Raw genomic sequence first — 26,399 nt, forward strand, 5'->3', positions numbered from 1 at the left:
AAGTTTATGAAAATCATGACTCTTCTTTTTGTCGGCCTTTTTTCAGTTTCTGCTTTTAGCAGCACATATATGTGTCGTAGCTACAACACAGGGGCCATTGTTATCGCCGACACAGAAAAAAGAGAAATCATTGTTAAAGACCGCTTTGGCAATGAACTTAATATCCTGGATGAAGTGGAGAGCTCCACTGTTGACTGTACGCTTATCTTCACCCGCGAAGGAGACGTTGTCTTTAGTGTTGAATCCTTTGAAGATGGAAAACTTCTGGGGACATTTGAAAACGACAGCTCTTATCAGTGTTTTTTGAGAAATTAGTTCTCATCTTCTTTAATCATCAGTACAATTTATTTATGGAAAATGTGGAAGACAGACCATTGCGTTCGCTGACGACGCCATCGATGGACTTTTTGCTCTTAGGTGGGCTGAGTCTTATCGTGTGGGCGGTGATGACATCGATGCGCCTCTTTCAAACTGAACAAGAAGTTCAACCTCAGTTTTTTCAAATGATGATGGCCTTTAGTTGGCTGTCTATCGCCTGCAATTATCCACACTTTTTAATTTCATATCGTTTTGGATACGGAAGAGGGAAGGGATTTATTTTTAAGCATTGGCCCTCTCTGGTTGGTGTCCCGGTTTTTTTTCTTGTTCTTTATCTTGTGACGTTCTTTTTTTTTCATGAGCAAATCTACACTTCTTCTTTTGTTGCCGGACTTAACAGCATCTTTAGTGCGATTGGTATTGGCTATAAAGTAGGGGAACTTCCTAATTTAGGAATTGAGCTCTTGGGGCTTGCTGTGCGAATTATGTATCTGACGACAGGATGGCATTATTCTAAGCAGGCATTCGGTTGTATTATGGTTTTTTCCCACTATCATAATTATCCTATCAGTAAATTACAGCGCCTTATTTGGAAGATCAGTCTTTTTAGTGTGGCCATTTATAATTTCTTTTTTGTCACGAACCTGGCGGCAGAAGGTAATGGGGCCTTCTCTATGTTTTTTAACGTCCCAATGAGCAAAATTATTTTACCTAAGTTTCTTGAAATATGGTCATTGTGGGCCGTCATCATTAGTGGGTTCATGGTGGTGTATTTTGTGCTTTATAAAAACTTCAAATTAGGCAAGACTCCTACTAGTGCTATCCTGGTGCCGTGGATTGCTCTGCATTTTTGGTGGGTACCTTTATTTGGAATGATGGATTTTTTTTATTTGGCCGTCCCTTTTTTTCACGGGCTTCAATATCTACTTTTTGCTTATCAACTTGAAGCACCTGAGCACAGTTGGGAGCGAATCAAAAAAATAAAAGTGATGAGTATGAAAATCCTCATTCTTTTTTTAGTTGGCTACCTTTCTTTTGAATATGTTCCTCAGATGCTGGATTCATGGTTTTCAACTGACAGGCGCTTTCAAGTGATGTTCTTTTTTGTCGCCATTCCTGTTTTCATCAACGTCCACCACTTCTTCATCGACAGCGTCGTCTGGCGCTTCAACGACGAGACCATCAGGAAGAAACTCCTGGATTAAACCATGTAATAATGACAATCCTTCCACAATCTTTCCATAGTCATTTGGTACTTGAATGTATCGACGATTCTTGGAGGGATTATGAAGAAGATTGTTTTAATGAGTTCTCTGTTTACTATGGCCGCTGCCTCTGCTGATACAACTCAAGTGGCACAAGATGATATTCTAAAAGAAAGCACAGAAGCTCTTAACTGTGTAACTGTGGAAGCACGTCCAAAAACTGTGAGTGCGATTAAACCAACACTTCCTGAAAAAACAATTGAAACTCCATCTCCTGCAGCTGTTGAAGTCGCAGAGGCAACAGAAGTTCCATTAGTAGATGAAATTGCTGATAATAGAAACCTAAGCCCTTCGGAAAAACTCAAGGCCTATAGACAAAAACTTGAAGAGAAGAATTTAGTTCTTCTGGAAAAGAAATTAGAGATGATCAGACTTGAACAAGAAATGGCCCTTCTTCGCAATTTAGAGCGATCGATGAATAAGACCTTAAGTGCAATAAAAGACCTTTAGATTCCCCCTCGAAATCCTAAGGATTCTGGCACTTTAAGACCTTTCCATGATGTTTCAACAATCCTTTGCCATAATGACAAAAATAACAAAACTTCGGGAGTTATTATGGCAAACGGGCTGTTGATTTTAACAATCCTTCTTTTTTCAGTTTCAGCAAAAGCTGAACCTCTAACACCACCACCAATGAGAACTCCTGGAATGGAAATGGGAAGACCTCCTGAAGAGTCACTTGAAGATTTAAAGTTTACTTACGATTCAAAAAATAAACTCTTCAAAGATGAAGCTGAAGCAAAAGAGTTTCAAAAACTTTTTACTGAAAATAAAGACACAAAAGAAATCAAAGATCAGTTTGCTAAAGTTCAAGAAGACCGCAAAAAGAAAATGGATGAGATGAGAAAAAACGGCACTCGTCCTGATTTTGAAAAAATGAAGGAAGAAAGAGAGGTTGCTCAGTTTGATTTATTGAAGGCCATTAAAAATATCCTGGAAAACAAAAAGAAAGAAAAATCAACTGTTGCTAAGACCGATGTGAAATGTGAAGGCGCAAAGTCTCAGCCAATTCTTGAGAAAACCACAACTGACTCAATGAAAGACTCAGCGAAGGTGACTAAAATCATCCTGACTGAAGAAGAGTACAAGCGTATGAAGTCAGAGCTCCGCAATGAGCTTAAGAATGAGCTTAAAGAAGAATTGAAAAAAGAGATGGCCCAAGGAAGACCGAACGAAGAAATGCGCGATCGTCCTTCAAGAGATAGGGATAAAGAAGAAGATCGTCCAAAAATGGCGGAAGGAAAAAGCAAAGGCCGCCAAGGTAGAGGCGAAGGCATGGGCATGAATATGAACATGGGTGGATCATCGTCGAATGTTTCTCAAATGGCTTCAGCGATAGGCCAGCAGATGATGAACAATTTTCAAAATATGGGGCAGTCCTCTGGAATGCAAATGGGGAATATGAATCAGATGCAAATGGGGGGCATGAACCAAAGACAAATGGGAAATATGAATCAGATGCCGCAAGGAATGTACGGTATGCAAACTGGCAATCAAATGCCAAGAATGCCTCGCCAACAGCAGGCCATGATGAACAATCAAATGAATGTTTATGGAAACCAGATGAATATGGGCGGATATGGAAATGATCGCTTGCAGATGAATCCATTTCCGTCGAATACGACTGGTTATAACTTTATGGCGTCAGACATGAATTCTAGTTATACTTATGGCAACTCGATGATGAATCCTTACAGTGGCAACAGCTACTATGCCACATATGGCTCACAAATTGGGATTCCTTATATGGGAACATCATCTTTTGCACAAATGGGGAATTAAAGAATGTTAGTACTTTTAGTTGAAGACGATCCAATTTTAGGAAGAAGTATTAAAACGACGCTGGAGCTTGAATCCTTTAAAGTTCTTTGGTGTAAAAGTGTTCAGGAGACCCACGATTTAATTGCTAACAACGAATTCCAATGCATTCTTTTAGACATTGGGCTTCCAGATGGAAATGGGATCAACCTTTGTAAAGAACTGCGAGCTGATTTTCAAAAAACGCCCATCATCTTTTTAACGGCACAGACTGATGAAGACTCATTGCTTATGGCCTTCGATGCCGGAGGAAATGATTTTTTAAGAAAGCCTTTTAGCCAAAAGGAGTTGCTTGCTAGAATTAAGGCCCACACTCGCGATGTTACCGGATCTAAATCCAATACAGCTTATCGCGATTTAAAGATTGATTTGGAAAAGCGCGAAGTGCGCTTAGGTGAAAAACAAATTGATCTCAACAATACAGAAATCCAATTGCTTTATTGCCTTTCAATTAACGCGGAAAAAATCGTTACACGCGACCGTTTGATGGAGTTTTTAGGTAAGGGCGGAGAGATCTTCGATCGCACGATCGATTCTCATATCAGCCATATTAGAAAACAACTTAAGGCCAATGAAGTCACAAAAATCCAGATCCGCTCGGTCTATGGAGTGGGATATAAACTGGAGATTATCGAGTAGGTTATGGTCAGTAAAAATAAAAAACTCCTTGTTAAATTTATCCTCGCTTCCTTCGTTATCAGTTTTCTGGCCGTAGGACTTGGATTTTTAGGAACACACCTCATTTTAAACTCTCAGGAAAAACGCATGGAAGGACATTTCATGTACGAGTCGCTGAGGACGATTGAGTTAATTGCTAAAAAAACCAAAATGCCGATTGAAGAAATTGTTGCTGAATACAACAATTTTCAGGATGTCCCACGTGAAGACAGAGGGCCTGGCCCAGAAAGAAGAGGCAGAGGAAAACCGCCGGTGTCTATTTCTGTTGTCACTCGTGAAGAAGCGCGGTTTGCTCTGCCAAATAACGTAGGTGAATATTTAGAAATTCAAGGAAAAGTTTCTGACGTAAAAAGATTTAAAGACCAGGTTTATAACTATGATGGAGAGCATTTTTTAGTTTTTAAATTTGATCCTGGAGGACCTGGAAAATTTGGACCTCCTCCTGGCGCTCCAGGCGGACCTGGTGGTGGACCGCCGGGGCCACGTATCGATATTGGAGGAAGACCTCTTCCAATGGTGATGATCCCTCTGGTTTTAACTTTTGTGATCATTTTATTTGTTATCACTGCCTCTTCATTACTTGTCCTTTATTTCTTAAAACGCCAAGCTCAGAAAGCGGGAGAAGTCCTGCGCGCGCTTAAGCTTGGTGATTTAAAGGCGAGATTTCCCATTACAAAAATTGATGAAGCTTCTGAACTTATGCTCGAGTTTAACCAGATGGCCGACGAGATTGAAAAACTCGTTGTCGATCTTCGCGATGTGGATAGCTTAAGAAGAAAATTACTCCAAGAATTGGCCCACGACTTAAGAACTCCTGTGGCCTCAATGAAAAGTATGCTTGAGAGCCTTCTTTATCAGGGCGAGCGCATGAGTGGGGAAATCAGGCAGGAAAGCCTGGAGATGACACTTAAAGAAGTGGATTACTTTCATCATTTGGTTGAAGACTTGCTTTTTTTATCGGGAGTGCATGACTTAAAATACCGCGGAAAATTTTCAACTGTTGATGTCAACGATGTTATTCAGCATGAAGTTCAAGTGGCCAATGAGACTCATAAGAAAGTGAAGATTGCCTTTGTGTATAATGAATTTTACTTCGTCAAAGCAGACCAGCACTTGTTCCAACGCTTGATGAAAAATGCACTTTCTAATGCCGCTGAAAATGCTAGTAGTATAGTGAGTGTGAGAATTCTTGAAGTTGACCCAAAAAATATTTCCATCGAAATCACTAACGATGGCCAGGGGCTGACTCAGGAGGAAATTAATACCTTTGGGAAAAAACGTGCCACAAGAAGAATTAATGAAAACACTGAAGGAAAAATTTCAGTTGGTCTTGGTGCCGTAATTATGAACAAGATTTGTGAAATCCATTCGGCCGAAATGAAAATTGATAATAATCCTGGCGGAGGCGCCGTTTTAAGAATCACTTTTCCGCGATTAGACGTTTAAGATATAAAAAACAACTGGAAGCCCGCCGTTTTTAAAAGGAAGGCGGGCGATGAGTTCCTCTTTTTTCGGATTGAATTTGTGCTCTTCCGGGATGATGATCCCTAAACGAACTGGTTGGTATTTCTTTTTGATCATCGAAATGACCTTTTTATAATAATCTAAATTGATCTCTTCTTTTTCACCAACTCGCAGACCGTATGGCGGGTTAATCACCACCACATTTTTTCCAACGAGAGAATTATCCTCTGAGAAAAGGTCACTTTGAGTGAAGTTAATCTTTTTGCCTTCGGCATTTTTGCGGGCCAGTTCAATCACGTCAGGATTGATTTCAAATCCTTGAAGTTTAGCAAAAGGAGAAGGCCTTCCTTGAAGTTCATCCATAACTTTTTTCTTTAGGGCCACATCAATCCAAAGAGGAGTGTGCTGATAAGCAAACTCTCTTTCAGTGTTCACAGAAAAATAATCATGTCCTTCAATGAGAAATGTCCCCGAACCAGACATAGGGTCAATGAGGGTCAGCTCTTCTTTTGGAAGGTTTTTAGTCGTGGCCATTAGAAGCAGGGCCGCCAGGTTTTCTCTAATAGGAGCAAGACCTGTATAGATTTTATCTCCGCGCTTATGAAGGATTTCACCGGTCGTATCGAGGCTGATAGTGATCACGTCATCGACAGCGCGGTAGTAAACTTTTGGAAGTTCTGCCGTTTTATTGGCCTCTAAGTGATCGAGGTATTTTTTCTTAACTGGTTGCTTGCGGTAGCTCTCAAGGATCCCATCCTGAAGGGCCTTGGCAATTTTTCTCGAGTCAAAAAGTCTTGAGTTTGTCGCAGCGGCCACCACTTCCGGGGCCTGTCCGATCATTAGAGATTTCCATGGGATTTTAGAAATCTTTTGAAAGAGTTTTGGAAAATCGCGGGCCTTAAATTCAGCAATCCTCATGAGAATGCGAGTGGGAGTGCGAAGCAGGTGATTGAGTAGAAAACCTTGTAGAGTTGTGGCCGATAAAAGAATTCCACCTTCATCAACAGAAAGAATTGAAAGAGGCTGATCTTTAAAATGCAGCTCCCATTTTTCTTTGAGTTCATCAAGACCCTGGTCAACCAGACCAAGAGGGTAGATGAGATAGAATTGTGCGGTTTGTTCCATAAAAAGGTTATGGAGGAAAAAATCTTAAAAGTCCAAAAAAAAGGCCATGGGGGTTACGTCCATGGCCAATTTATGTCATCAGTGCTGAGGAAGTTACGGGATTACTCAGCGCTGAGATAATGATTGATTGCTGAATCCTTAAAGTTGCTTGTCCAGAAATCTTTTCCGAGAGCGAGCTCACTCTTATCTAAAAGAGCGTCGTTGAGTCTTTTTATTAAGTCTTCTTTTAAAGACGAATTTAAAAATTTCTGTCCAATGAAAACGATCTCCTGAACGCGGTCGCCGTAATCTTTGTGCCAGTTCTTTTTTACCTGAGCGAGTTCCTCTTCATCGACTTCCCATTCGCTCATATCCATAGAAGCAAGCCATGCTCCTCTGGCCTCAAGTGTACTGGTTCTTCCGGCCTGTGACCAAAGAGCGACGATTTCAGGCTTAGTGGCCACCCAGAAAAATCCTTTTGAGCGGACAACTTCCTTGGGAAGTGAAGTTAAAACATCCCACAGTCTCTCTGGGTGAAATGGTCTTTGCTCTCTAAAAACAAAACTAGAAATTCCGTATTCTTCAGTCTCTTTTGTTTCATGCCCACGCAGCTCCATCATCCATCCAGGATTGTTCATGGCCTCTTCAAAATTAAAAAGATTTGTGTTTAAAATTTCTTTTACATCTACTTGAGACTTGTGGGCCTCAATGATTTTTGCTTTGGGATTTAGTTTTTTCAGGATGCCGATTAAGCGCGATTTCTCCTCTGGATTGACCAGGTCCATCTTGTTCATAATCAGGACATCAGCAAATTCAATTTGTGAAATAAGAAGATCAGTGATCGTTCTTTCATCGTTTTCTGAAAGCTCCATTTTCCTCTCTTTCAAGTCGACTGCTTCCATATAGTCGCGGAAGAAATTGTGGCCATCAACAACAGTGACCATGGTGTCGAGCTTCGCAAACTGCGAGAGCGAGTTTCCGTTTTCATCTTCAAAGGTGAATGTTTCGGCCACGGGAATGGGTTCACTGATTCCAGTGGACTCAATAACCAGGTAATCAAACGCTTTTTCGGTCGCGAGTTTTTTTATTTCTACTAAAAGGTCTTCTCTGAGCGTGCAGCAGATGCAGCCATTGCTCATTTCCACCAGTTTTTCCTGGGTTCGGACGATGCCGGCGTCGATATTGACTTCGCTCATATCATTGACGATCACGGCGATCTTAAGCCCATGATTTTCATGGAGAATATGGTTTAAAAGGGTTGTCTTTCCGGCCCCTAAAAAGCCTGAAAGGACGGTAACGGGGAGTTTGTTTTGCGATTCATTTGCATTTTTCATATTCTTGAATATTGCAAGCGATTCGCAAAAATGTCAAGCCCACTAAGTTGGTTTTTCACAGGGCCCTCTTTATTCTTTTAATTTGCAAGGGGTTTTGCTACCTTCACGCCCATGAAAACCACTGGGACTTTGACATTAATTCCGACTCCTTTGTCTGAAGAAGGAGAGCTTGAGCCTCGCGCGTTCAGGCTTCTAAATGAAGCGGCCACAAACGAGCGTGAGAACTCTGTTTTTGTTATTGAAGATTTAAAACCGGGAAGAAGAAGATGGCTTGGTTTTAAACTTCCACGCGAATGTGTTGAGAGTTTTGTTCTTTATAACGAGCACACAGCTCAAACTGTATCTAAAGAACTTCTCGCTGAATTACAGAAGGGAAAAAACGTTTTTCTTATGAGCGATGGTGGTCTTCCTGCATTTTATGATCCGGGTGTTGAGCTGGTGAATCTTTGTCATCAGAATAAAATCCGCGTGACTTCAACTCCGTTTTTTAATTCTGTCAGTCTGGCCCTGGCCCTTTCGGGTTTCTCACATAGAAAGTTTTGGTTTGAAGGATTTCTTCCTATCGACAGTGAAGAAAGAGCGAAGGCCATTAAAAATATTTTAAATTTAAAAACGACGGCGATTGTGATGGACACTCCTTATCGATTAAAGCGCGTGCTTGAAGAATTTCAAAGCGCGTGGGGTTCATCGAAAAAGAAGCTTTTTGTGGCCATGGACTTAAACGCGGAAACGGAAGAATTACAACGAGGAACCCCTAAGGAGCTTCTCAATGTAATAAACGACGTAAAACGCGAATTTGTATTGATAGTTTCTGAGTAATTTCGATTAGATAGCTTATTAAAAAGAAATGACGTTTAAATGCCGTCATGATAAAAATAGGGCGCTATGCAAGAGACACGTAAAAGAGACCATATTGAGCTTACCGCCAAGTCCCAAACCAATGGACTTTTGGTGGACTCGCGCTTTTATTATGAGCCTCTTCTTTCTGCGCATCCTACTCAGGAAACTGATATCTCCACAACATTTTTAGGAAAGAAAATCCAGGCACCATTTTGGGTTTCGAGTATGACTGGTGGAGTGGGTGAAGCCCGTCACATCAATCAAAACTTAGCGCGCGTCTGCCGTGAGTTTTCTTTAGGGATGGGGCTTGGTTCTTGCCGAACTCTTTTAGAATCAGGGCAGTACTTTGAAGATTTTAATCTTCGCCCTATTTTAGGAAATGATCTTCCGTTTTTTGCCAATCTGGGAATCGCGCAAGTTGAAAGACTTGTTCACGACCAGGAGATTAATAAAATTTTCGATTTGATAAACCGACTGGACACAGACGGACTTATCATTCACGTGAATCCTCTGCAGGAATGGTTTCAACCGGAAGGCGACAAGTTCCTCTTTAGTCCGATTGAGACGATTGCTAAACTAAGTGAAGCCTTTAAAGGCAGCGGTAAAAAAATTATCGTGAAAGAAGTCGGACAGGGGATGGGACCAAAGAGCTTAAAGTCTCTTTTGGATCTACCAATCGATGCGATTGAATTAGCTGGTTTTGGTGGAACAAATTTCTCTCAGCTTGAATACTTAAGAACAAAGGGTGCAGACAAACTGGAGATCGAAGCGTTGGCCAAAGTTGGTCACACGTCTTTAGAAATGATCTCTATTCTTAACAATCTCCTAAAAGCCAACCCTGACTATATTAAAAAACAAATTATTATCTCTGGCGGGATCGGGAATTTCCTTGATGGATTCTACCTGCAGGAGCAATTGCACTTTTCTTCAATTATCGGCCAGGCCAAAAATTTCCTGACTCGCTCTGAGAACTATGAAGAGCTCAAAGCTTTTACCAATGCTCAGATCGAGGGATTAAAAATGGCGAGGAAATTCCTGACGATAAAGACCTCGGAGGTCCAGTGAACCAGACTATCGAAACAAAAAGCACAGGAATGAATGTTCTTTCTATGCCAACAGCTCCAGTTAAAGGTTTTTCTAAACTTTCAAAACTAGAGAAGATCGATTTTATCGCCGATAACTACTTCAGTGGTTCAGAGTCTGTAAAAACGCAATTCAAAAGATTCTGGCTTAATGATGAAAACCTACAAAAGACAATTGATGAATTCAGCGAAAACACGCTGACAAATTTTATCTTCCCAATGGGAGTTGTGCCAAACGTTCTGATCAACGGAAAACTTTTCTGTGTTCCGATGGTTATCGAAGAAAGCTCAGTTGTTGCCGCTTCTGCAAAAGCTGCTAACTTCTGGCTGACTCGTGGAGGATTTAAGGCAGAAGTTTTAGGTGTCAAAAAAGTTGGACAAGTCCACTTCATCTGGAATGGTGAAACTTCAAAATTAGAAAATTTTTTTGCTCTTAAAAAAGCAGAGCTTCTAAAGGCCGTAGAACCTCTTGCTGCCAATATGGTTAAGCGCGGAGGTGGAATCATTGATCTGCGTTTAGTAGATAGAACAAAAGATGAAGCTGGTTACTACCAACTTCTTGGCGAGTTCGACACTCGCGATGCGATGGGGGCAAACTTCATCAATTCTATCCTGGAAAAATTAGGAAGCACGTGGAAAGAAATGCTTCTTGATGCAGAAGACTTCACTGATACAGAAAAAGAAATGCAAGTCGTAATGGCAATTCTTTCAAATTACACTCCAGAGTGTATCGTAAGAAGCTCCGTAGAGTGCGATATCGCCGATCTTAACGAGCCAGGGCTTGAGATGGATGCTCATGAGTTCGCAGAGAAATTTTCCCGCGCTATTCGCATTTCAAAAATCGATGTAACGAGAGCAACAACTCACAATAAAGGTATCTTTAACGGAATCGATGCTGTGGTCATTGCCACTGGTAACGACTTCCGCGCTGTCGAGGCCTGCGGCCATGCTTATGCGGCCCGCGACGGTCAGTACAGAGGTCTATCAAATGTAGAAATTAAAGACGGTAAATTCCGCTTCAGCCTGGATATCCCGATGGCCATTGGTGCTGTAGGGGGGCTGACATCACTTCACCCGATGTCGAAACTCTCTCTTGATATGCTCGGACGCCCTGGTGCCGAAGAGCTGATGAAAGTGGTGGCGACTATTGGTCTTGCTCAGAATTTTGGTGCCGTGAGAAGTTTAGTGACTTCTGGAATCCAGAAAGGTCACATGAAAATGCACTTGATGAACATTTTAAATCACCTTGAAGCCTCAGAAGAAGAAAGAGAGAAGGCCAAGGTTCACTTTGCTAACGAAGTGATCTCGTTTCAATCAGTGCGTGAATTTATTGCCAGCTTAAGGAACTACGTTTAGGAAAAGTATGAATCAAATTAACCTTAACCAGATTAATAACGAACTTAAGAAAAATTGCCCGGAAAAAGACCAGTATTACTTCGGTCACGGCAAACTTCTTCTGACAGGCGAGTACTTCGTCTTAGATGGTGCCCTATCTCTTGCTTTACCGACAAAAGTTGGTCAGTCCCTTTCAGTAAAATACAATCAATCATTTTCACCGTCGCTTAATTGGAAATCATACGATGTGAACGGCAACATCTGGTTTGACAGCACATTTGAGTTCTGGCACTTCAAGTGCACTGATGAGAATCCATCAGAAGAAGCTCTTTTCCTGCAAAAAATCCTTCAGCAGGTGAGAAAACAAAACCCTCATTTCTTAAGAGACAATGTCGATGTAAAAGTTGAAACTCGCCTGGGATTCCCATTAACGTGGGGACTGGGAAGCTCTTCTTCACTTATCTATAATATCGCTCAATGGGCCTATATCTCGCCGTTTGAGCTTTTATTTAAAACTCATGGCGGTTCTGGCTATGACATCGCGTGCGCGCAGTCTGACGGGCCGATTGCTTATAAGAAAGTTTCAAGCGGGCCTAACTGGTCGCCGATTTATTTCAACCCAAGTTTTAAACAAAATCTTTATTTTGTTTACCTGGGAAAAAAGCAAAACTCTCGCGAGGCCATCAAAGAATACACTAAGAAAAGACCGGTTGATTCGGCCATGATCTCTAAGATCACCGAGCTGACTCAGGAATTTATCAATGCTTCAACCTTAAAACAATTCCAGTCGCTGATGGTGTCGCATGAAGAGCTTGTCTCTCAGACGATTGACCAGCAGACGGTTAAAGCAGCGCTTTTTGCTGATTTCCCGGGAGCTGTTAAGTCTCTGGGCGCATGGGGTGGAGACTTCGTTTTAGTGGCCACAGAAAACGATTTTGACTTCATAAGAAGTTATTTTGCCGGCAAAGGACTGGACACAGTTTATAGATACAGTGACTTGATTTCTGATCCAATTGAAGCTGAGTCTAAAGATGCAGTGAAGATGGGCTTCTCAAACCATCTGCTTCACTAAGGACTTCTTTTGGAAAAATTAAGTGTCAGCTGGTCGTCTCCTTCAAATATTGCCCTGGTAAAATACTGGGGAAAGATCCCGCACCAGATTCCCTGCAATCCATCGGTGAGTTTTACTCTAAAGAACTCTCTAACCATAATGGATGTGGAAGCAGAAAAGACGAATGCAGGAGAGATACAAGTAGATTTCTTTTTTGAGGGAAAGATCAACGAGAAATTCAAATCAAAAATTGTAAAATTTCTAGAGTCTGAGCGCGAGCGCTTTGATTGGATCACAAATTATAAGCTGACAATTAAATCAGAGAATACATTTCCGCACTCATCAGGGATTGCCTCGTCGGCCTCTTCGATGTCAGCACTTTGTTTATCGCTTCTTTCTCTGGATGAAAAAATCACTGGCGTTAAGACGCAGACAGAAGACTTTTATAAAGAAGCTTCTGATCTTTCCCGCAGAGCTTCGGGCTCGGCCGGAAGATCTGTTTATCCCTATCTTGTAAGCTGGGGAGAAATCGACTCAGTTGTAGGATCTAGTAATCTTTTTGCTGCTCCAGTAAATAAGGCCGACATTCATCCAATGTTTCACGACTACTGCGACTCAATCATGATTGTGGATGCCGCTGAAAAATCAGTTTCAAGCCGCGCGGGGCACTCTTTAATGGATAGCCATCCTTTTAGAGAGCTTCGTTATAAGCGCGCTCACGAAAATTTAGAAAAACTTCTTTCGGCGATGAAAGAAGGGAAGATGGAAGATTTTATTTCTATCGTTGAAGAAGATGCACTCATGCTGCACGCACTGATGATGACATCGACTCCTAGTTTTATTTTACTAAAACCAATGTCGCTTTTGTTGATTGAGAAAATCAGGGACTACAGAGCAAAAACAAATATCCCGGTGTGTTTTACGATTGATGCCGGGCCAAACATCCACCTGCTATACCCAAAGGCCCACGAAACGGCCGTGAAGGAATGGCTAGCGATGGAGTTTAAGGATTTACGAATCATTCACGATGAAACAGGGCCAGGACCTGTGAAGATCAAGGATTAGACTTAAGAATGAGCAGAACTCATACAGAAAAGAAATTTTACTCGAAGGTTATCCTCTTCGGCGAATACAGCATGATCCAGCACTCGATGGGACTGGTTATTCCTTATACGTTATTTGATGGAAAACTGACTTTTAGAAGAGACAACTCAGCTATCATTGATCCAGAACTTAAGGCCTTTTCTTTATACTTAAAACAATTAATCGAAAGCAATCAGTTGAACATTCAGTTTGATGTGACGTCTTTTGAATTTGATATTTCTCAAGGATTGTATTTTGATTCTACGATCCCACAAGGATATGGAGTCGGAAGCTCAGGAGCGCTGGTTGCAGCGGTTTTTGATCGTTATGAGCAGGAGAGCCACTCAAACCTGGATATCAGCAAGCTTAAGAGAATTTTTGCTCAAATGGAGTCACACTTTCACGGCGCGAGCTCTGGAATGGATCCGCTGATTAGTTATTTAAATTCACCTATCCTGATTAAAAATAAAAATGACTTAGGCCCGGTCACTCTTCCTAAATTCCCAAAAGGAAAAGGGGGGCTTTTCCTGCTTAATACAAAACGTTCAAGAAAAACGGAACCTCTGGTGAACCTCTTCCTTGAAAAAACGACCAATGCACGCTTTAACGATATCTGTGAGACTCAGTTAAAGCCAATCACCAACAACTGCATCGAAAATTTTCTCGCTGCTGACATGGAAACACTTACCGAGAACTTCAAAAAACTTTCAGAGTTCCAGTTTGAGCATCTTTCTCCGATGATTCCAAAGCTCTACCGCGACGTCTGGGTGGAAGGGATTAAAGGCGGGGATTTTGCGCTTAAATTATGTGGCGCCGGAGGTGGAGGGTTTCTTATGGGAATCACTCGTGATTTCCAGAAGGCAAAACAGGTCCTCTCGGCGCATGAAATTAGATTGCTTTTAAGTTTTTAAACTTCTTGTTGTAATTTTTCTTTAAACTCAGAGTGGCTCATAAAAGGCTGCTCCAATGTGTAGTCCCCAGTTCTCACTGACGCATTGAAGATCTGCCTTTCAACTTCAATCTTAGCGTTCACATCATTAGTGAAGTTGCTTCCTAGAAGACCGCGCTTGGCCTGCATACGGGCAACCGGTGCCTGAGCAAAGATAGTGGCCAGGATTTCTTTCGGGTGAACGCCCACGTCACACCAGCCTCCCAGTGTATTCATAACATTCACATCAAAAGTTCTTCCGCTTAAAATCAGCGAGCGCACTACATTCTGGTTTAAGTATGGAGCAAGGTAAGAGAAGACACCGCAAACCGGAGTCAATCCTTGCGAAAGGTGATCAAAAGTAAATTGAGCGTTTTCAGCAGCAAGGCGGATATCAGCGGCCAGGGCCAGCTCAAGTCCAATGCCTTTTGTTCCTTGTTTCACATCCATGATCACAGTCTGGGGTAAGCAGAAAAGTGATTGAGAGATTGTTGAGAGCTTTCCTGTGATCTTTTTTAGTTTCTCTTCATTCATCGTCTTCATTTCTTCCGGGTCAATTCCCTGGATGAAATAATCACCGTAGACAGTGATGTAAAGCGACTGCACTTCAGGATGACTTGCACACCAGGCAAGAATAGATTCAAATTCAAAAAGCGCTTCAAGATTGATGAATTTCTTTCTGAATTTAATTTCCAGCGATTTGGTGTCAGTCAATAGAGTCGTGGCAATGGTGTTGTAACTAAAAATAGGAATTCGTGTGAGTGCTTTCATTAACCTTCCTTGGTAGTAAACACTTAGGGCCTAGAGGGATGAAAGAGAGTCATTCTCTTTCATGAATCTATTCTTTCAAATTTTAAAAATGAATGTCAAAGGGCCATTGTTCATTTTTGTAACAAAAAAATAAAATGATGTGAATTTAGGTAGTTAAAAGCAATAAAAGCAAATTGGTCGGATTAGAAACGGGACTTAAATTGAAGCATTGTCGTGTAGGTACGGTCGTCACTGGCCCTTGCTGTGATGGCGAGTGAAGAGGATTTTCCGATGGCCACTTCGTGCTGAAGATCTACAAAACGATTGCGCTCTCCTGCTGAAGTCGTCGCACTTCCAAATGAAGTGGTAAGTTTTCCGTAGTCACCGAAGTCTGTTTTTTTACCCATACTGTAGGTTTTAGCACCGTCAGTGTCGGTTGAAAACTTTGTCGTTACAGTTCCAACAACATCGTTATTGAATTCATTTCCAACAGAGACCTTGCTGTATTTATCAATTGGTCTTTGATAAAGCTCAAGATCAAGATACTTGTTACTATGGTCGGTAAGTGCCATGTTGTATGTTTGGGCATTGGAGATTTTGTCATCTTTTTTGTCAGAGGCGGGGATGACTGTCTCGTTTTTTACGCTGGCATCTACTTTTAACTTTGAATCGGCATCAATATTGACAGACATTGGAACAACCGTAACGATTTGTTTTGTTCCAGCAGTGTAGTTTGTTGCATTGACCTTTACCCAATCAGAGCCTTTGTCATTTTTTAGAGAGAGTTCAGTGCTTTGTTCGTTGTACGAAAACTTTGTTTTTGTTTCGAAGTTTAAATTCTCAGTGAGAGAAGTCTGAGTTTTAGCTTTTAAAACTTCGACATCCGTTGGCACTGCACCGTCGCGGAATTTTACACTTGGAACGATATCGACATAAGATCCATCTGGCTCGGCCTTTGGTTTGGGCTTAATTTTGCGAAGGAGGTCAACTGTGCTTTTATCATTGGCGATACGCTCAAGATTTAACTCTGAAGCACTTGGCTTATAGGCGAAGTACCTAATCTTGGCCGTCCCGTCAGGTTGCATGCGCACTTCGACTAGTGTGTTTCTTTGCGAGCCAGAGCCGCGGTAAAGATAGACCACTTCCTGGCCATCGGCCGGAATGTATTGAATGTTTTCTACGTTGGGAAGACCGACTAGTTCTTCACGCATGAACTTGTAGTCGCCCTCATATTTTTTTGTGGTGGCATCGATGTTTCCAAATTTACCACATTGGATTTTTCCATCAGCGGTTTCCCATCGGACGACATAGTACATGAAATTCAGGTTATTGAGTTCTATGCCAATCTGGTTATTAGTCGTCACATCATCACCTTTTTTTAATTTGGCGATAATTTTACTGACGTCTTTACTTAAATTGAGGTGAGTGTCGCAGGTCTGGCATTCAGATTCATCAATGAGAGCAGTGTTTAGCAGTTCTGATTCACCCGCTACTCCGGCCTCTTTATCAGCAATGTACTTATCCAGCGCTTGGTTGATTTTTGAAAAGCCTTCGGCCGTCTGGCCCGTTGAGACGTGGGAGTCAAATTTTTCTACCATGCCTTTGTAATTTTCATTTCTCTCCAGCAGGTTTTCAAATTGGCTATTGCCCGCATGAACTGCAGTGAGTGAAAGAAGTGAATAGGTTATGATAAAAAGAGATAGTTTCATTTTATTCGGAACTCCCCATATGTCTTTGCGGGAATCCGATAAAATTCTTTAGCGTTTTGGTGAATTTTTATGTTTTATAATTCACATAACCAAGCTGCGTCGTCGGTTGATCCAATAAAAAAGGCCGCTCAAGGCGGCCTTTAAAAGGTCTTTATTGATTCTTTTTGTCGTGTTCTGCTTCCAGGAATCTTTCAGCGCGGATAGCAGCTGTACATCCTGAACCTGCCGCCGAGATGGCCTGGCGGTAGTATGGATCTTGAACGTCACCACAAGCAAATACACCGGCAACTGATGTATCCGGGTGGAAGCCCTGAGTTTTGATATACCCGTGGTCATCAAGTTCAAGCTGGCCGTTTAAGAATTTTGTATTTGGCTCGTGACCGATTCCAAGGAAGAACCCGTCAGTTTTTCTTTCTGTGATTTCATTTGTCTTATTGTTAATAACTTTAAGACCTGTAACCCCAGTTTCATTGAAAAGAATTTCTTTTACTTCTGTGTTCCACACCACTTCAATCTTTGGGTTTTTGAAAGTGCGCTCTTGCATTGGTTTACTTGCACGGAATTGGTCTTTTCTGTGAATCAGGTAAACTTTCTCTGCAAAACGAGTCAGGAAGTTTGCCTCTTCAAGAGCAGTGTCACCACCACCTACAACGTGAACAACTCTGTTGCGGTAGAAAAATCCATCGCAAGTAGCACATGCTGAAACACCTTTACCGATAAGTTCCATTTCATTTTTAAGGCCCAGGTATTTTGCTGAAGCACCAGTTGAAATGATCAGAGTTTCGGCCATGAATTCAGCGCCGTTGTCGCACTTTACATGGAATGGTCTTTTTGAAAGATCGACACTTGTTACTTTTGCTGAAAGGTATTCAGTTCCAAAACGTAGAGTTTGTTTTTTCATGTTGGCCATTAGATCAGGGCCCATAACTCCTTCAGGAAATCCCGGGAAGTTTTCTACGTCAGTTGTTGTTGTTAATTGTCCGCCTGGCTCATGGCCTTCGATAACGAGAGGGTTAAGACCAGCGCGTGATGAGTAAAGGGCCGCTGTATATCCAGCAGGTCCAGAACCCACGATGATAACTTGTCTGTGAGCGATTGTTGTCATGATAAATTCCTTAAGAGATTACTCAGATAATAATGCTGCTTTTAATTCCGCAGCAGTTTCTTCTTCCTGCTTAACTTTGATTTTTACATCAACTGGACGGTCGTCCAGCTCTGGGTGCATTTGGTAGTAAGCGCTGACAGTCATCAGGTCTCCTGGAGACGGAGCTTCTGAGGTTGTTTTGAAAGTCTCACCTGTCACGTTACATTCGTACTTGTAGATTTTTTTAATCTTTTTCTTGCTCATTTTTGAGTCCTACTTCATTGGGAATAATGTACCTCTAGTTATAGAGAATTATACCCAATAGAGCAAGGATTTCCCATCAGTGGGAAGGCGCGCAAGTTTGCTTTAAACTATTAATTAATATGAAAAATTCAGCCTTAATCACAGTTCTTTTATTTATGGGTGTTTTTACCGGCAAAGCCTTTGGAATTGGGCTTACTGAGGTCAATTTACAGGACATTTCCACTTCGGGGAAAAGCTTGATTATCGACCGCGGGAACCTCGAAGAGTACAAAGAAGGGCTTCTGGCCCGTTTTTACCTGCAAAAAGGGCCAAAAGAGTTCCCGAAAGTATTTCTGGTTGCTGAAGGGGAACTGGTTAAAAGCTTTCCACGCAAGTCTTACTGGATCCTAAGAAAGATCCATATTCCTTCGGCCATTAAGCGCGATTCAAAGGTTTTGATTTCAACTTCCAGTGAGCTTTTGAGAGAGCGTCCACTAAAAATGAGAAACAAGCACGTGGTGATTTCGGATTCTCAGTATCAGGACGTGGATGATTACATCGATCAAAACCAGGAGAATATTCCTTCGAGACTGGTTAAAGAAGACAAACCCTATGCGGCCTCAGCAGATATTTTTGAGCGCGATGAAATTAAAGACGTCACTCCTGAGACAGATGTCCTTTTGACGACCTATGAATCTTACAAGAAAAAATCAGGCAACTATTACAGCGATGAATACGGTGATTTGACGGCACAGAAGTATTTTGTCGGCAATAAGCAAGTGGCCCTGGGTGATATTAAAAAAGCAGAAGATAAAAAACTTTTTGATTCTATGAGCGATGGTTATGAGAAAAAAACCAACGGCATGAAATACGGAATTAAAAGTTTTTACAGCGAGCAGGCAAGAACTCCAGGACTTCCAGAAATCGCGGAAAAAGGGGTGGAGATTTCAACTTATGCCCGCATGAAAGAAGACGCCAAACTTGCTGATCAAGTTGACCCGAGGGCAATGGCGAAGATGAAACGCGACGGAGATCAGTGGTCGTCAGATATGGATGATGCTGCTTTAAGACGTTATTTCATTCAAACGGGAATGGAAAAAGAAATCAGAAGAAGAGATCTGGCCCTTAATGAACTTGAAGGCCATGAGATCATGCTTCATTACTCGGGTTCAATGGTTGCTCACGGGAACACTCAAGACCCAAATTACCAGGGACGCGGTTACAGCCTGGGGATTGCTTATGACTTGCACCTGGCACGTACGTCGGCTTCTCTTAAAAAATGGTCGCTGCAATTTTTTCTTGAGCGCGGGGTAACTGAGTACGACACAGGAGAGTTTAACGCTCGTTCTGAAGAAACGGACTATGGGGCCTATTTAAATTATTACTTCATCAACAACCCGCTGACGTTAAATTCGTTTATTTACCTGGCGGGCGTTGGACTTAAAAATGGAAGTGCCAGCGTTTACTCACCTGACCTCTCAAAAGAGTATTCTTATCAACTTTTATCTCCCTCGTTGCAGCTTATGACTAAATACCGCTTCCGTTCAGGTGACCTGAAAGAAGACACGGTCAATGTAGGAGTGAGTGTGAACTTTGGGGTCAATATCGATATGAAGAATTTGTCAGTCATTGACCGCGTAGATGACAATATTAATAGCAAAATTTCTGTCACTGACTTAAAATATATTCTAGGAATGAGCGTTTATTTTTAGGATGAGGTTTTCACGGATGAAAAGATCATTATATTTTGTTTTGCCTGCCGTTTTCGCTTTCAATGTCACTAACGTCAGCGCTTTAGAAATCGATGAAAAATTAACTCTTCGTTTTTTGAAAGTTTCATCAAGTAAAAAAACAGTACTCGTTAACCGCGGTGGAGAAGATGGTTTAGTGGTCGGAGATCACGCCAAGTTTTTTATCACAGCTGGTGTTGTGGCCCGTGGAGTGGCCGAAAAAGTTTCTCCTTCAAGATCGGTCTGGTCGCTTTATAGAATTGTTGATCCAAATGAGATCACTCAGGATAAAGTACTTAACCTGAAGATCGCTACGCCGGTAAAAATCACAGATGATCCAAGTAAAAGTTTAAAAGAAGAGCCGATCCCTGGTGGCACTGAAACGATGAATGTTGAAGACAATTCAGCAGACGGCGCTGCAAGTGAAGAAATCGTAGTAAGCGATGCTGATAAAGACGAACTAAAAGGCCTGGGACTGGAAGAAGATATGTCAGTGGGCACGACAAAGTCAGTGCCTTCTAAGACGGCAAGCAGCTCTAAGAAAACAAGTTCAGCTCCAGTGATTGAAGAATCAGCTCCTGTCTACTCGTCAAATACGTCAAAGACTTGGGAGGCCTGGGGAACTTTATATGTGAATTCTCTCTCTGGCACGGTTGAAAGTGATACGACGACATCATCTTCTACTGCAGCCTCAGGATCAACAATTGATTTCTCCGCTGGGATTGAAAAATATTTTTTAACTTCATCAAGCTTTTTTAAAGAGTTTTCTCTTTCACTTTTTGCACACAAGAGAACTATTGAAACTGGTGACGATGTTAAATCGACGAGTGATTGGTTTGAATATGGGGTAGGAGCGAACTACCATTTTTATAATTCAGCGGCTTCAGTCAACAAACTTATCGGTTACGGGGCCTTAACGGCAGGAAAAGGAAGCGCTTCCGTTAAGTCGGTATCGACAACTGGAGGAGTGGCGACTGAAAACACAACTGATGGGACAAATACATTTTTCTCAGTTGGAGTGGGTGCAAAATACATCCTTAATAATGGTTTTGGTGTAAGAGCAATCCTGGATTATTACCATTCATCAGAAGAGTTTGAATTTGATGACGGAGCTGGCGGAACTTTTGTTTCAACAAGAACTCTGGCAGGTCCTCGTGTTCAGTTTGGGCTCTCTTACCGTTTCTAATTATTAATTAAATTTTGCAATATCTTCGGCGCTTATCTTTAGATAGCGCTGGAGAGTTTTTAGATGTCTATTGAAATAAGTATCGAAATCTTCTTTGGTTTTTTCTTTCCAGATCGCGCGGCTTAAAACCGAGAGCCTTCTGACAACTAAATCTTCAAACGTCTTTGGCATTTCTTTTTCACAGATATGAATTAGTTCAGTTTCACTTGGCAAATGCCACTCGAAAGGCCCAACGACAGAAGGGCTGCGCAGAGGTGATTCTGTTTTATCTTGATTGTAGCTTAGATGAAAACGATGACAGATTTTCTGGGTGATTTCTCTGCCCATCACTCTGAAGGTTGTGTATTTTCCTCCAGCGATCACATAGGTGTCGCTGGCCGGTTGAAAAACTTTATGCTCGCGCGATGTTTTTCCGCGGTCTCCTCCGGTGTTTTCTTCTTTTACCAGAGGTCTGATTCCTGCAAAACTTCCAATGATTTTATCTTTTGTCAGGTTGGACTGAGGAAAGTACAGGTTTAAATTTTTAAGCAGGTATTGGATTTCTTCTTCCGTCGGTTTGACATGGAAGAGGTCATCTTTGTTAGGAACTTCTGTTGTTCCTACCAGGACTTTTTCGCCGTGAGGAATAACGAAAATCACGCGGTCTCCGTATTCATCTTGAGGAGTCATAACTATTGGATGAGCGATTGGCAGATCAGTGCTTCTAATCCAAATGTGTGAACCTTTTGAAGGAAGAAGCACATCTTTCCAGTGATAAAAGCTATATTGTTTTAAAAACGAATCTGTAAAAGGGCCAAGTGCATAGACGACCTGATCAGCGATAATGTTTTTTTCTTCGCCAGTGAGCTGGTCTTTGAGTGTGAGCGTATTTTTGCTGTTAATCTTTCTGACGTTGGTGACTTTTGTATGGTTTATGGCAAAGGCATGGGGTTCATTGAGTGCATCGTAAATCACTTCCAGAGTGATTTTAGCGTCGTCCATGATCCCATCGTAATAAACGCCGGCACCTGAAAGTCCTTCAGGGTTAAGGCCTTTAATATCCCTGACACATTCGTCTCTATTTTTCATGCTAAAAGGTGAGTTCTTAAAGCTTGAGAGAAGATCGTAGAGGAAAAGCCCGATTCTGATCATCCAAAGTGGACGTTTTGAATCTTTATAGACCGGCATATAAAAAGGAACTTCGCGAGTGAGGTGAGGTGTGAGTTTTAACCACAGGTTTTTTTCATGCAGGGCCTCAAATACCAGAGGGAAATCCATATTTTCCAGGTAGCGGATGCCTCCGTGAAGCATCTTTGAACTGCGCTCACTTGTCTGGGATGAAAAGTCCCCGGCATCGATTAAAAGCGTTTCTACGCCATTTAAAACCAGGTCGCGGAAAATCCCCGCGCCAACAATCCCACCGCCAACGATGACGGTTTTATAAGAATCTTTTACTGGCGTTGTTTTCAAGTGGTCTCCGGGCCTACGATGGCAAGAGTGGCACTGCAAGTGATCTGGTACGCATTCACTCTTCCATGTGAGCGTTCAAATTGCAGCGGTGATAATTGAAAATTGAGTCCCAAAAGCGCATTTGCGTGTTGAGCATAGGCCTTTTGTTTTAACTGCATCGTCAGGTCTTCATATAAAAGAGCAAACGAGTTTTGGTAATCTTTAAATGCTTTTTCAGATGTTAGCTCTGGATTCTCCAGGTCTTCCATATTGAGAATTTCTCCAGCTTCACGCTGATTTTTTTGCACGTATTGCAATCTTTCCAGTTCGGCCTCTTCGACAATCGTAAAAGTCGTTTGCACGCCGATGTAGTTTTCCACCACGTAACCTGGAACCTGTGAGCTTGTTGTGATGATGATGTCTTTAATGCTCGTATCGATGTCTGAGAGCTTTAAACTCTCGGCACGGTTTTGTTTTAGGTTGTCTTTTTTTAGTAGTCCGCGTGGATTGCTCTCGCCTGATTTTGAAGGATGCACTTCATCTGAGAGACCAACTTCCAGGTCTAAATCGAAGCGGCGTAGTTTATGGGCCAGGACAATGGCCGTGTACTCGCTGATCTGGGGAATGATAAGTGAGCCCAGTTCAAGTGAGCGTTCAGTGTCTTTTTCATTTTGAGCATTGACCACGCCGAACTCTTTTAAAAGTTCCAGGATGTCGTCAGCTTCTTCTTTGTATTTAATATGACGGGCGATAATGCTGTAGGGAGGATTTCCTCCACCGACAGAGGCCTTGCCGTATGAAAAATTTTGAGCAAAAGTTTTAACATCTTCAAATTTTTCTGAAGTGTTGGTGTAGGCGCTTTCGTCGCGGAGAGTTTCTTCTTGAAGCGCTTCACTTTCCATTGGAGTGAAGTCTTCTTCTATTGTCGTCGTTTCTTCTTCGGCAAAAGATAATTCTTCAGTCGGAGTGAACTCTTCGGAAACTTCTGATTCAAAAGGTGATTCTTCTTCAAGATTGATATCGAAAGAGCCTTCTTCTTGGAACTCTTGAGATTGCTCTTCTGAGTCACCAAAAGGATTGTCTTCAGTCGCACCAAAAATATTTTCTTCTTGTGTCTCAGTTTCCAGCTCAGAGACTTCAAAACTCATCTCTTCAGAGGCATTAGATCCAGAATCAAAGGGAACTTCTGGAGGGACATCGGGAGAGAGGTCATCATCCAGGGCATCTAAGCTGATGCCCGTGGAAGATGAATCATTGTTGTCGAAAGAGTTAGAATGAAAGCTGTCGAATTTAGAGTCGAGATCAGAGTCGTTCTGGTGTAAAAACTCAGAAAGATCCTCGATTCTCGTTAAATCTTTATTTTCGTCATCTTTCTTTTTTGTCATTTAAGACCTTGTTAAGCTTCTGTCCCGTGACATTGCTTGTATTTTTTCCCTGATCCACATGGACAAGGATCGTTTCTACCCACTTTAGGGTTTGATCTTTTGATCAGCTTTGCTTCTTCTTTTACAGTTTCAGCTTCTAAGGCGCGTCTGTGGGCCTCAAGTTGAGCTTCTAGTTCTTCTTGATGTCTCTTTTGAAGTTCTTCAATCTCGGCCTTAGTATAAAGTCTAACAGTAAATAGGTTAGCTACAATAGATTTTTTAACCTGAACTTTCATTGCATCAAAAAGCATGAACGATTCTTTTTTGTACTCTGTCAGAGGGTCTTTTTGAGCGTAAGCGCGCAGGTTGATCCCTTCTTTTGCATGGTCCATATTCAGAAGGTGATCTTTCCAGTGTTGATCAAACGCAGAAAGCAGGATTTCTCTTAGAGCATAAGTCACTTGCTCAGGCTCGTATTGCGAGAATTTCTTCTCTAGTACGCTGTTGGCCGTTGCCCCGAAGTAGCGCTCAACTTCGCCATCAAAGTTTTGGATACATTCTTGATAAGAGATCTCATGGTCAGTGTTGAAAGTTGACTTAAATCCTTTTTTCATTTCTTCCCAGTCCCATGAATCAAGTGGAGCTTTCTTTTCCGGGCGGTAGTTTTCCAGTAATTCAACGGCAACATCCTCAACCATCTCTTGCACGAAACCATTGTTGTCCTGGTCGTTTAAGATATCACGGCGGATTTTGTAAATAATACGACGTTGCTCGTTCATAACGTTATCGTATTCAAGAAGGTGCTTTCTGATATCGAAGTTATGAGCTTCAACTTTCTTTTGCGCCTTAGCGATCGCGTTTGAAATCATTTTGTGTTCGATTGGCTCATCTTCTTTCATTCCCAGTGTATTCATTAATCCTGAAATTTTATCAGAACCAAAGATTCTCATCAGGTCATCTTCAAGTGAAAGGAAGAACTTTGAATTCCCCGGGTCACCTTGACGTCCCGAACGACCGCGAAGCTGGTTGTCGATACGACGTGATTCGTGTCTTTCAGTACCAAGGATGTAAAGACCACCGGCCGCTTTTGTTTCCGGAGTCAGTTTAATGTCGGTACCACGACCGGCCATGTTGGTAGCAATCGTAACCGCACCAGGTTGACCAGCGTTTTTAATGATCTCAGCTTCTCTTTCGTGTTGTTTAGCGTTTAGAACTTCGTGAGGAATGCCTTCCTGGCGAAGGTAGCTAGAGATAAGCTCAGATGTTTCAATTGCGATTGTCCCAACTAGCACCGGCTGCCCTTTAGCGTGAAGAGTTTTAATCAACTCAGCCACTGCTTTGTACTTAGCCGCGCGGTTTTTGTAGATGATATCCGCTTCATCGATACGGGCCATTGGAAGGTTTGTAGGAATAACCACAACATCAAGGTTGTAGATTTTCATAAACTCTTCAGCTTCTGTATCCGCAGTACCCGTCATACCAGAGAGCTTTTTATAGAGTTTGAAGTAGTTCTGGAAAGTGATCGAAGCAAGTGTCTGGTTCTCAGACTTGATCTTTACACCTTCTTTCGCTTCAACTGACTGGTGAAGACCATCAGACCAGCGCGATCCTTCTTTTAGACGTCCTGTGAACTCATCTACGATGATGATTTGACCGTCGCGGTTAACGTAGTCAACATCCAGCTTGAAAAGCGCGTGAGCTTTTAGTGACTGGTTTAAATGGTGAAGCAGGTTAGAGTGCTCAATGTTGTAAAGGTTTTCAATTTTTAAAAGTTCCTGAACGCGGATAACCCCTTCTTCAGTGAACATTGCTGAGCGGGCCTTTTCATCCACTGTAAAGTGAACATCTTTTTTTAGTTTTGGAATAACGTCATTAGCGACGTAGTAAAGTGAAGGGTCACCTTCTGATGGACCAGAAATTAAAAGTGGAGTTCTCGCTTCATCGATTAGAATCGAGTCAACCTCATCCACGATACAGAAGTGGTGGTCTCTTTGAACGTATTCTTCCAGAGAGAATTTCATGTTGTCGCGAAGGTAGTCGAAAGCAAACTCGTTGTTTGTTCCGTAAGTGATGTCGCATTTGTAGGCAACCTGGCGGTCTTCATCCGACATTTGTGAAAGGATTACACCAACACTTAGTCCTAGCCACTTGTATAAAACACCCATTTCTTCCGAGTCACGGCGAGCAAGGTAGTCGTTAACTGTTACGACGTGAGCGCCTTTTCCTTCAAGGGCCACAAGATACAGAGGAGCTGTTGCCGTAAGAGTTTTACCTTCTCCGGTCTTCATTTCCGCAATACCACCGTTAAATAGAGCAATACCACCCATTAACTGCACGTCGAAGTGTCTCATTCCAAGGACACGCTTAGAAGCTTCTCTGATTGTGGCAAACGCTTCAGGAAGGATATCCGCTGTCGTTTTTCCTGACTCAAGCATTGCTCTTAGTTTTGGCGTTTGAGCTTTAAGTTCTTCGTCAGATAATTGCTGCATTTTTGGTTCAAGTGAATTGATCACTTCAACAATTGGTTTAAGTTTTTTTAGATCTCGGTCGTATTTTGTCCCGAAAATCATTTGCAATGGATTGAACATAAAAAAGGTCTCCTGAG

At 42.0% G+C, this 26,399-nt stretch carries 23 protein-coding genes; 14 read left to right on the forward strand and 9 right to left on the reverse strand.

What is annotated here, in order from left to right; all coding sequences use genetic code 11:
* Positions 1-6: 6 nt before the first annotated feature.
* The 6 genes from C0V70_RS08510 (at position 7) to C0V70_RS08535 (ending at position 5,525) form a co-directional block, all read left to right on the forward strand.
* Positions 7-315: a hypothetical protein gene (locus C0V70_RS08510; protein ID WP_102243440.1), complete on the forward strand. Its 309-nt coding sequence runs from the start codon at positions 7-9 to the stop codon at positions 313-315.
* A 35-nt stretch (positions 316-350) separates the two neighbouring features.
* Entirely contained in the window at positions 351-1,523 is a 1,173-nt protein-coding gene (locus C0V70_RS08515) for a hypothetical protein (protein ID WP_133566735.1), read from the forward strand.
* 81 nt (positions 1,524-1,604) lie between these two features.
* On the forward strand, positions 1,605-2,033 hold the full coding sequence (locus C0V70_RS08520) for a hypothetical protein (RefSeq protein WP_102243442.1): 429 nt from the start codon (positions 1,605-1,607) through the stop codon (positions 2,031-2,033).
* A 105-nt stretch (positions 2,034-2,138) separates the two neighbouring features.
* On the forward strand, positions 2,139-3,365 hold the full coding sequence (locus C0V70_RS08525; RefSeq protein ID WP_102243443.1) for a hypothetical protein: 1,227 nt from the start codon (positions 2,139-2,141) through the stop codon (positions 3,363-3,365).
* Between the two features lie 3 nt (positions 3,366-3,368).
* Positions 3,369-4,040, forward strand: a complete 672-nt coding sequence (locus C0V70_RS08530) for a response regulator transcription factor (RefSeq protein ID WP_102243444.1) — start codon at positions 3,369-3,371, stop codon at positions 4,038-4,040.
* Between the two features lie 3 nt (positions 4,041-4,043).
* Positions 4,044-5,525 (forward strand): HAMP domain-containing sensor histidine kinase, encoded by a 1,482-nt coding sequence (locus C0V70_RS08535; RefSeq protein ID WP_102243445.1) that lies wholly within the window; start codon positions 4,044-4,046, stop codon positions 5,523-5,525.
* Here C0V70_RS08535 and C0V70_RS08540 read toward each other — a convergent pair.
* A complete protein-coding gene (locus tag C0V70_RS08540) occupies positions 5,514-6,668 on the reverse strand; it encodes a THUMP domain-containing class I SAM-dependent RNA methyltransferase (RefSeq protein WP_102243446.1) in 1,155 nt (384 codons plus the stop codon). The two genes, C0V70_RS08535 and C0V70_RS08540, sit on opposite strands and share 12 nt — an antisense overlap.
* Before the next feature lie 101 nt (positions 6,669-6,769).
* Positions 6,770-7,981, reverse strand: a complete 1,212-nt coding sequence (locus C0V70_RS08545) for a GTP-binding protein (protein WP_102243447.1) — start codon at positions 7,979-7,981, stop codon at positions 6,770-6,772.
* Between the two features lie 111 nt (positions 7,982-8,092).
* Here C0V70_RS08545 and C0V70_RS08550 point away from each other — a divergent pair, with 111 nt between their 5' ends.
* The 6 genes from C0V70_RS08550 to C0V70_RS08575 all read left to right on the forward strand — a co-directional run bounded on the left by C0V70_RS08550 (position 8,093) and on the right by C0V70_RS08575 (position 14,283).
* Positions 8,093-8,800, forward strand: a complete 708-nt coding sequence (locus C0V70_RS08550; protein WP_102243448.1) for an SAM-dependent methyltransferase — start codon at positions 8,093-8,095, stop codon at positions 8,798-8,800.
* A gap of 66 nt (positions 8,801-8,866) precedes the next feature.
* Entirely contained in the window at positions 8,867-9,886 is a 1,020-nt protein-coding gene (locus tag C0V70_RS08555; RefSeq protein WP_102243449.1) for a beta/alpha barrel domain-containing protein, read from the forward strand.
* A 44-nt stretch (positions 9,887-9,930) separates the two neighbouring features.
* Positions 9,931-11,259 (forward strand): hydroxymethylglutaryl-CoA reductase, encoded by a 1,329-nt coding sequence (locus tag C0V70_RS08560; protein ID WP_424923487.1) that lies wholly within the window; start codon positions 9,931-9,933, stop codon positions 11,257-11,259.
* A 7-nt stretch (positions 11,260-11,266) separates the two neighbouring features.
* A complete protein-coding gene (locus C0V70_RS08565; protein ID WP_185902996.1) occupies positions 11,267-12,310 on the forward strand; it encodes a GYDIA family GHMP kinase in 1,044 nt (347 codons plus the stop codon).
* 9 nt (positions 12,311-12,319) lie between these two features.
* Entirely contained in the window at positions 12,320-13,354 is a 1,035-nt protein-coding gene (locus C0V70_RS08570) for a diphosphomevalonate decarboxylase (RefSeq protein WP_102243450.1), read from the forward strand.
* An 8-nt stretch (positions 13,355-13,362) separates the two neighbouring features.
* Positions 13,363-14,283, forward strand: a complete 921-nt coding sequence (locus tag C0V70_RS08575; RefSeq protein ID WP_102243451.1) for a mevalonate kinase family protein — start codon at positions 13,363-13,365, stop codon at positions 14,281-14,283.
* On the opposite strand, the gene C0V70_RS08580 is transcribed toward C0V70_RS08575, so the two are convergent.
* The 4 genes from C0V70_RS08580 to C0V70_RS08595 form a co-directional block, all read right to left on the reverse strand.
* The gene (locus tag C0V70_RS08580; RefSeq protein ID WP_102243452.1) at positions 14,280-15,071 is read right to left on the reverse strand and encodes an enoyl-CoA hydratase/isomerase family protein; all 792 of its coding nucleotides are present in this window, start codon (positions 15,069-15,071) and stop codon (positions 14,280-14,282) included. The genes C0V70_RS08575 and C0V70_RS08580 overlap by 4 nt on opposite strands.
* A 182-nt stretch (positions 15,072-15,253) precedes the next feature.
* A complete protein-coding gene (locus C0V70_RS08585; protein ID WP_102243453.1) occupies positions 15,254-16,759 on the reverse strand; it encodes a hypothetical protein in 1,506 nt (501 codons plus the stop codon).
* A 151-nt stretch (positions 16,760-16,910) separates the two neighbouring features.
* Positions 16,911-17,864 (reverse strand): thioredoxin-disulfide reductase, encoded by a 954-nt coding sequence (gene trxB, locus C0V70_RS08590; RefSeq protein WP_166637353.1) that lies wholly within the window; start codon positions 17,862-17,864, stop codon positions 16,911-16,913.
* Between the two features lie 18 nt (positions 17,865-17,882).
* Complete coding sequence (locus tag C0V70_RS08595) at positions 17,883-18,107, reverse strand: hypothetical protein (protein ID WP_102243454.1); 225 nt, start codon at positions 18,105-18,107, stop codon at positions 17,883-17,885.
* Positions 18,108-18,226: 119 nt separating this feature from the next.
* On the opposite strand from C0V70_RS08595, the gene C0V70_RS08600 reads away from it, so the two are divergent.
* Together C0V70_RS08600 and C0V70_RS08605 are read left to right on the forward strand one after the other, a co-directional pair.
* Positions 18,227-19,798 (forward strand): hypothetical protein, encoded by a 1,572-nt coding sequence (locus tag C0V70_RS08600; protein WP_102243455.1) that lies wholly within the window; start codon positions 18,227-18,229, stop codon positions 19,796-19,798.
* Positions 19,799-19,814: 16 nt separating this feature from the next.
* Positions 19,815-21,002 (forward strand): outer membrane beta-barrel protein, encoded by a 1,188-nt coding sequence (locus C0V70_RS08605; protein ID WP_102243456.1) that lies wholly within the window; start codon positions 19,815-19,817, stop codon positions 21,000-21,002.
* Between the two features lie 3 nt (positions 21,003-21,005).
* On the opposite strand, the gene C0V70_RS08610 is transcribed toward C0V70_RS08605, so the two are convergent.
* The 3 genes from C0V70_RS08610 to secA are packed head-to-tail and all read right to left on the reverse strand — an operon-like array spanning position 21,006 to position 26,382.
* Positions 21,006-22,451 (reverse strand): glycerol-3-phosphate dehydrogenase/oxidase, encoded by a 1,446-nt coding sequence (locus C0V70_RS08610; RefSeq protein ID WP_158649622.1) that lies wholly within the window; start codon positions 22,449-22,451, stop codon positions 21,006-21,008.
* Positions 22,448-23,815: a hypothetical protein gene (locus C0V70_RS08615; RefSeq protein ID WP_102243458.1), complete on the reverse strand. Its 1,368-nt coding sequence runs from the start codon at positions 23,813-23,815 to the stop codon at positions 22,448-22,450. Before C0V70_RS08615 ends, C0V70_RS08610 begins: the two co-directional genes overlap by 4 nt.
* Before the next feature lie 11 nt (positions 23,816-23,826).
* On the reverse strand, positions 23,827-26,382 hold the full coding sequence (gene secA, locus C0V70_RS08620) for a preprotein translocase subunit SecA (protein ID WP_102243459.1): 2,556 nt from the start codon (positions 26,380-26,382) through the stop codon (positions 23,827-23,829).
* Between the last annotated feature and the right edge of the window lie 17 nt (positions 26,383-26,399).

Source organism: Bacteriovorax stolpii, assembly GCF_002872415.1.
In the GTDB taxonomy this organism is placed as follows: domain Bacteria; phylum Bdellovibrionota; class Bacteriovoracia; order Bacteriovoracales; family Bacteriovoracaceae; genus Bacteriovorax; species Bacteriovorax stolpii.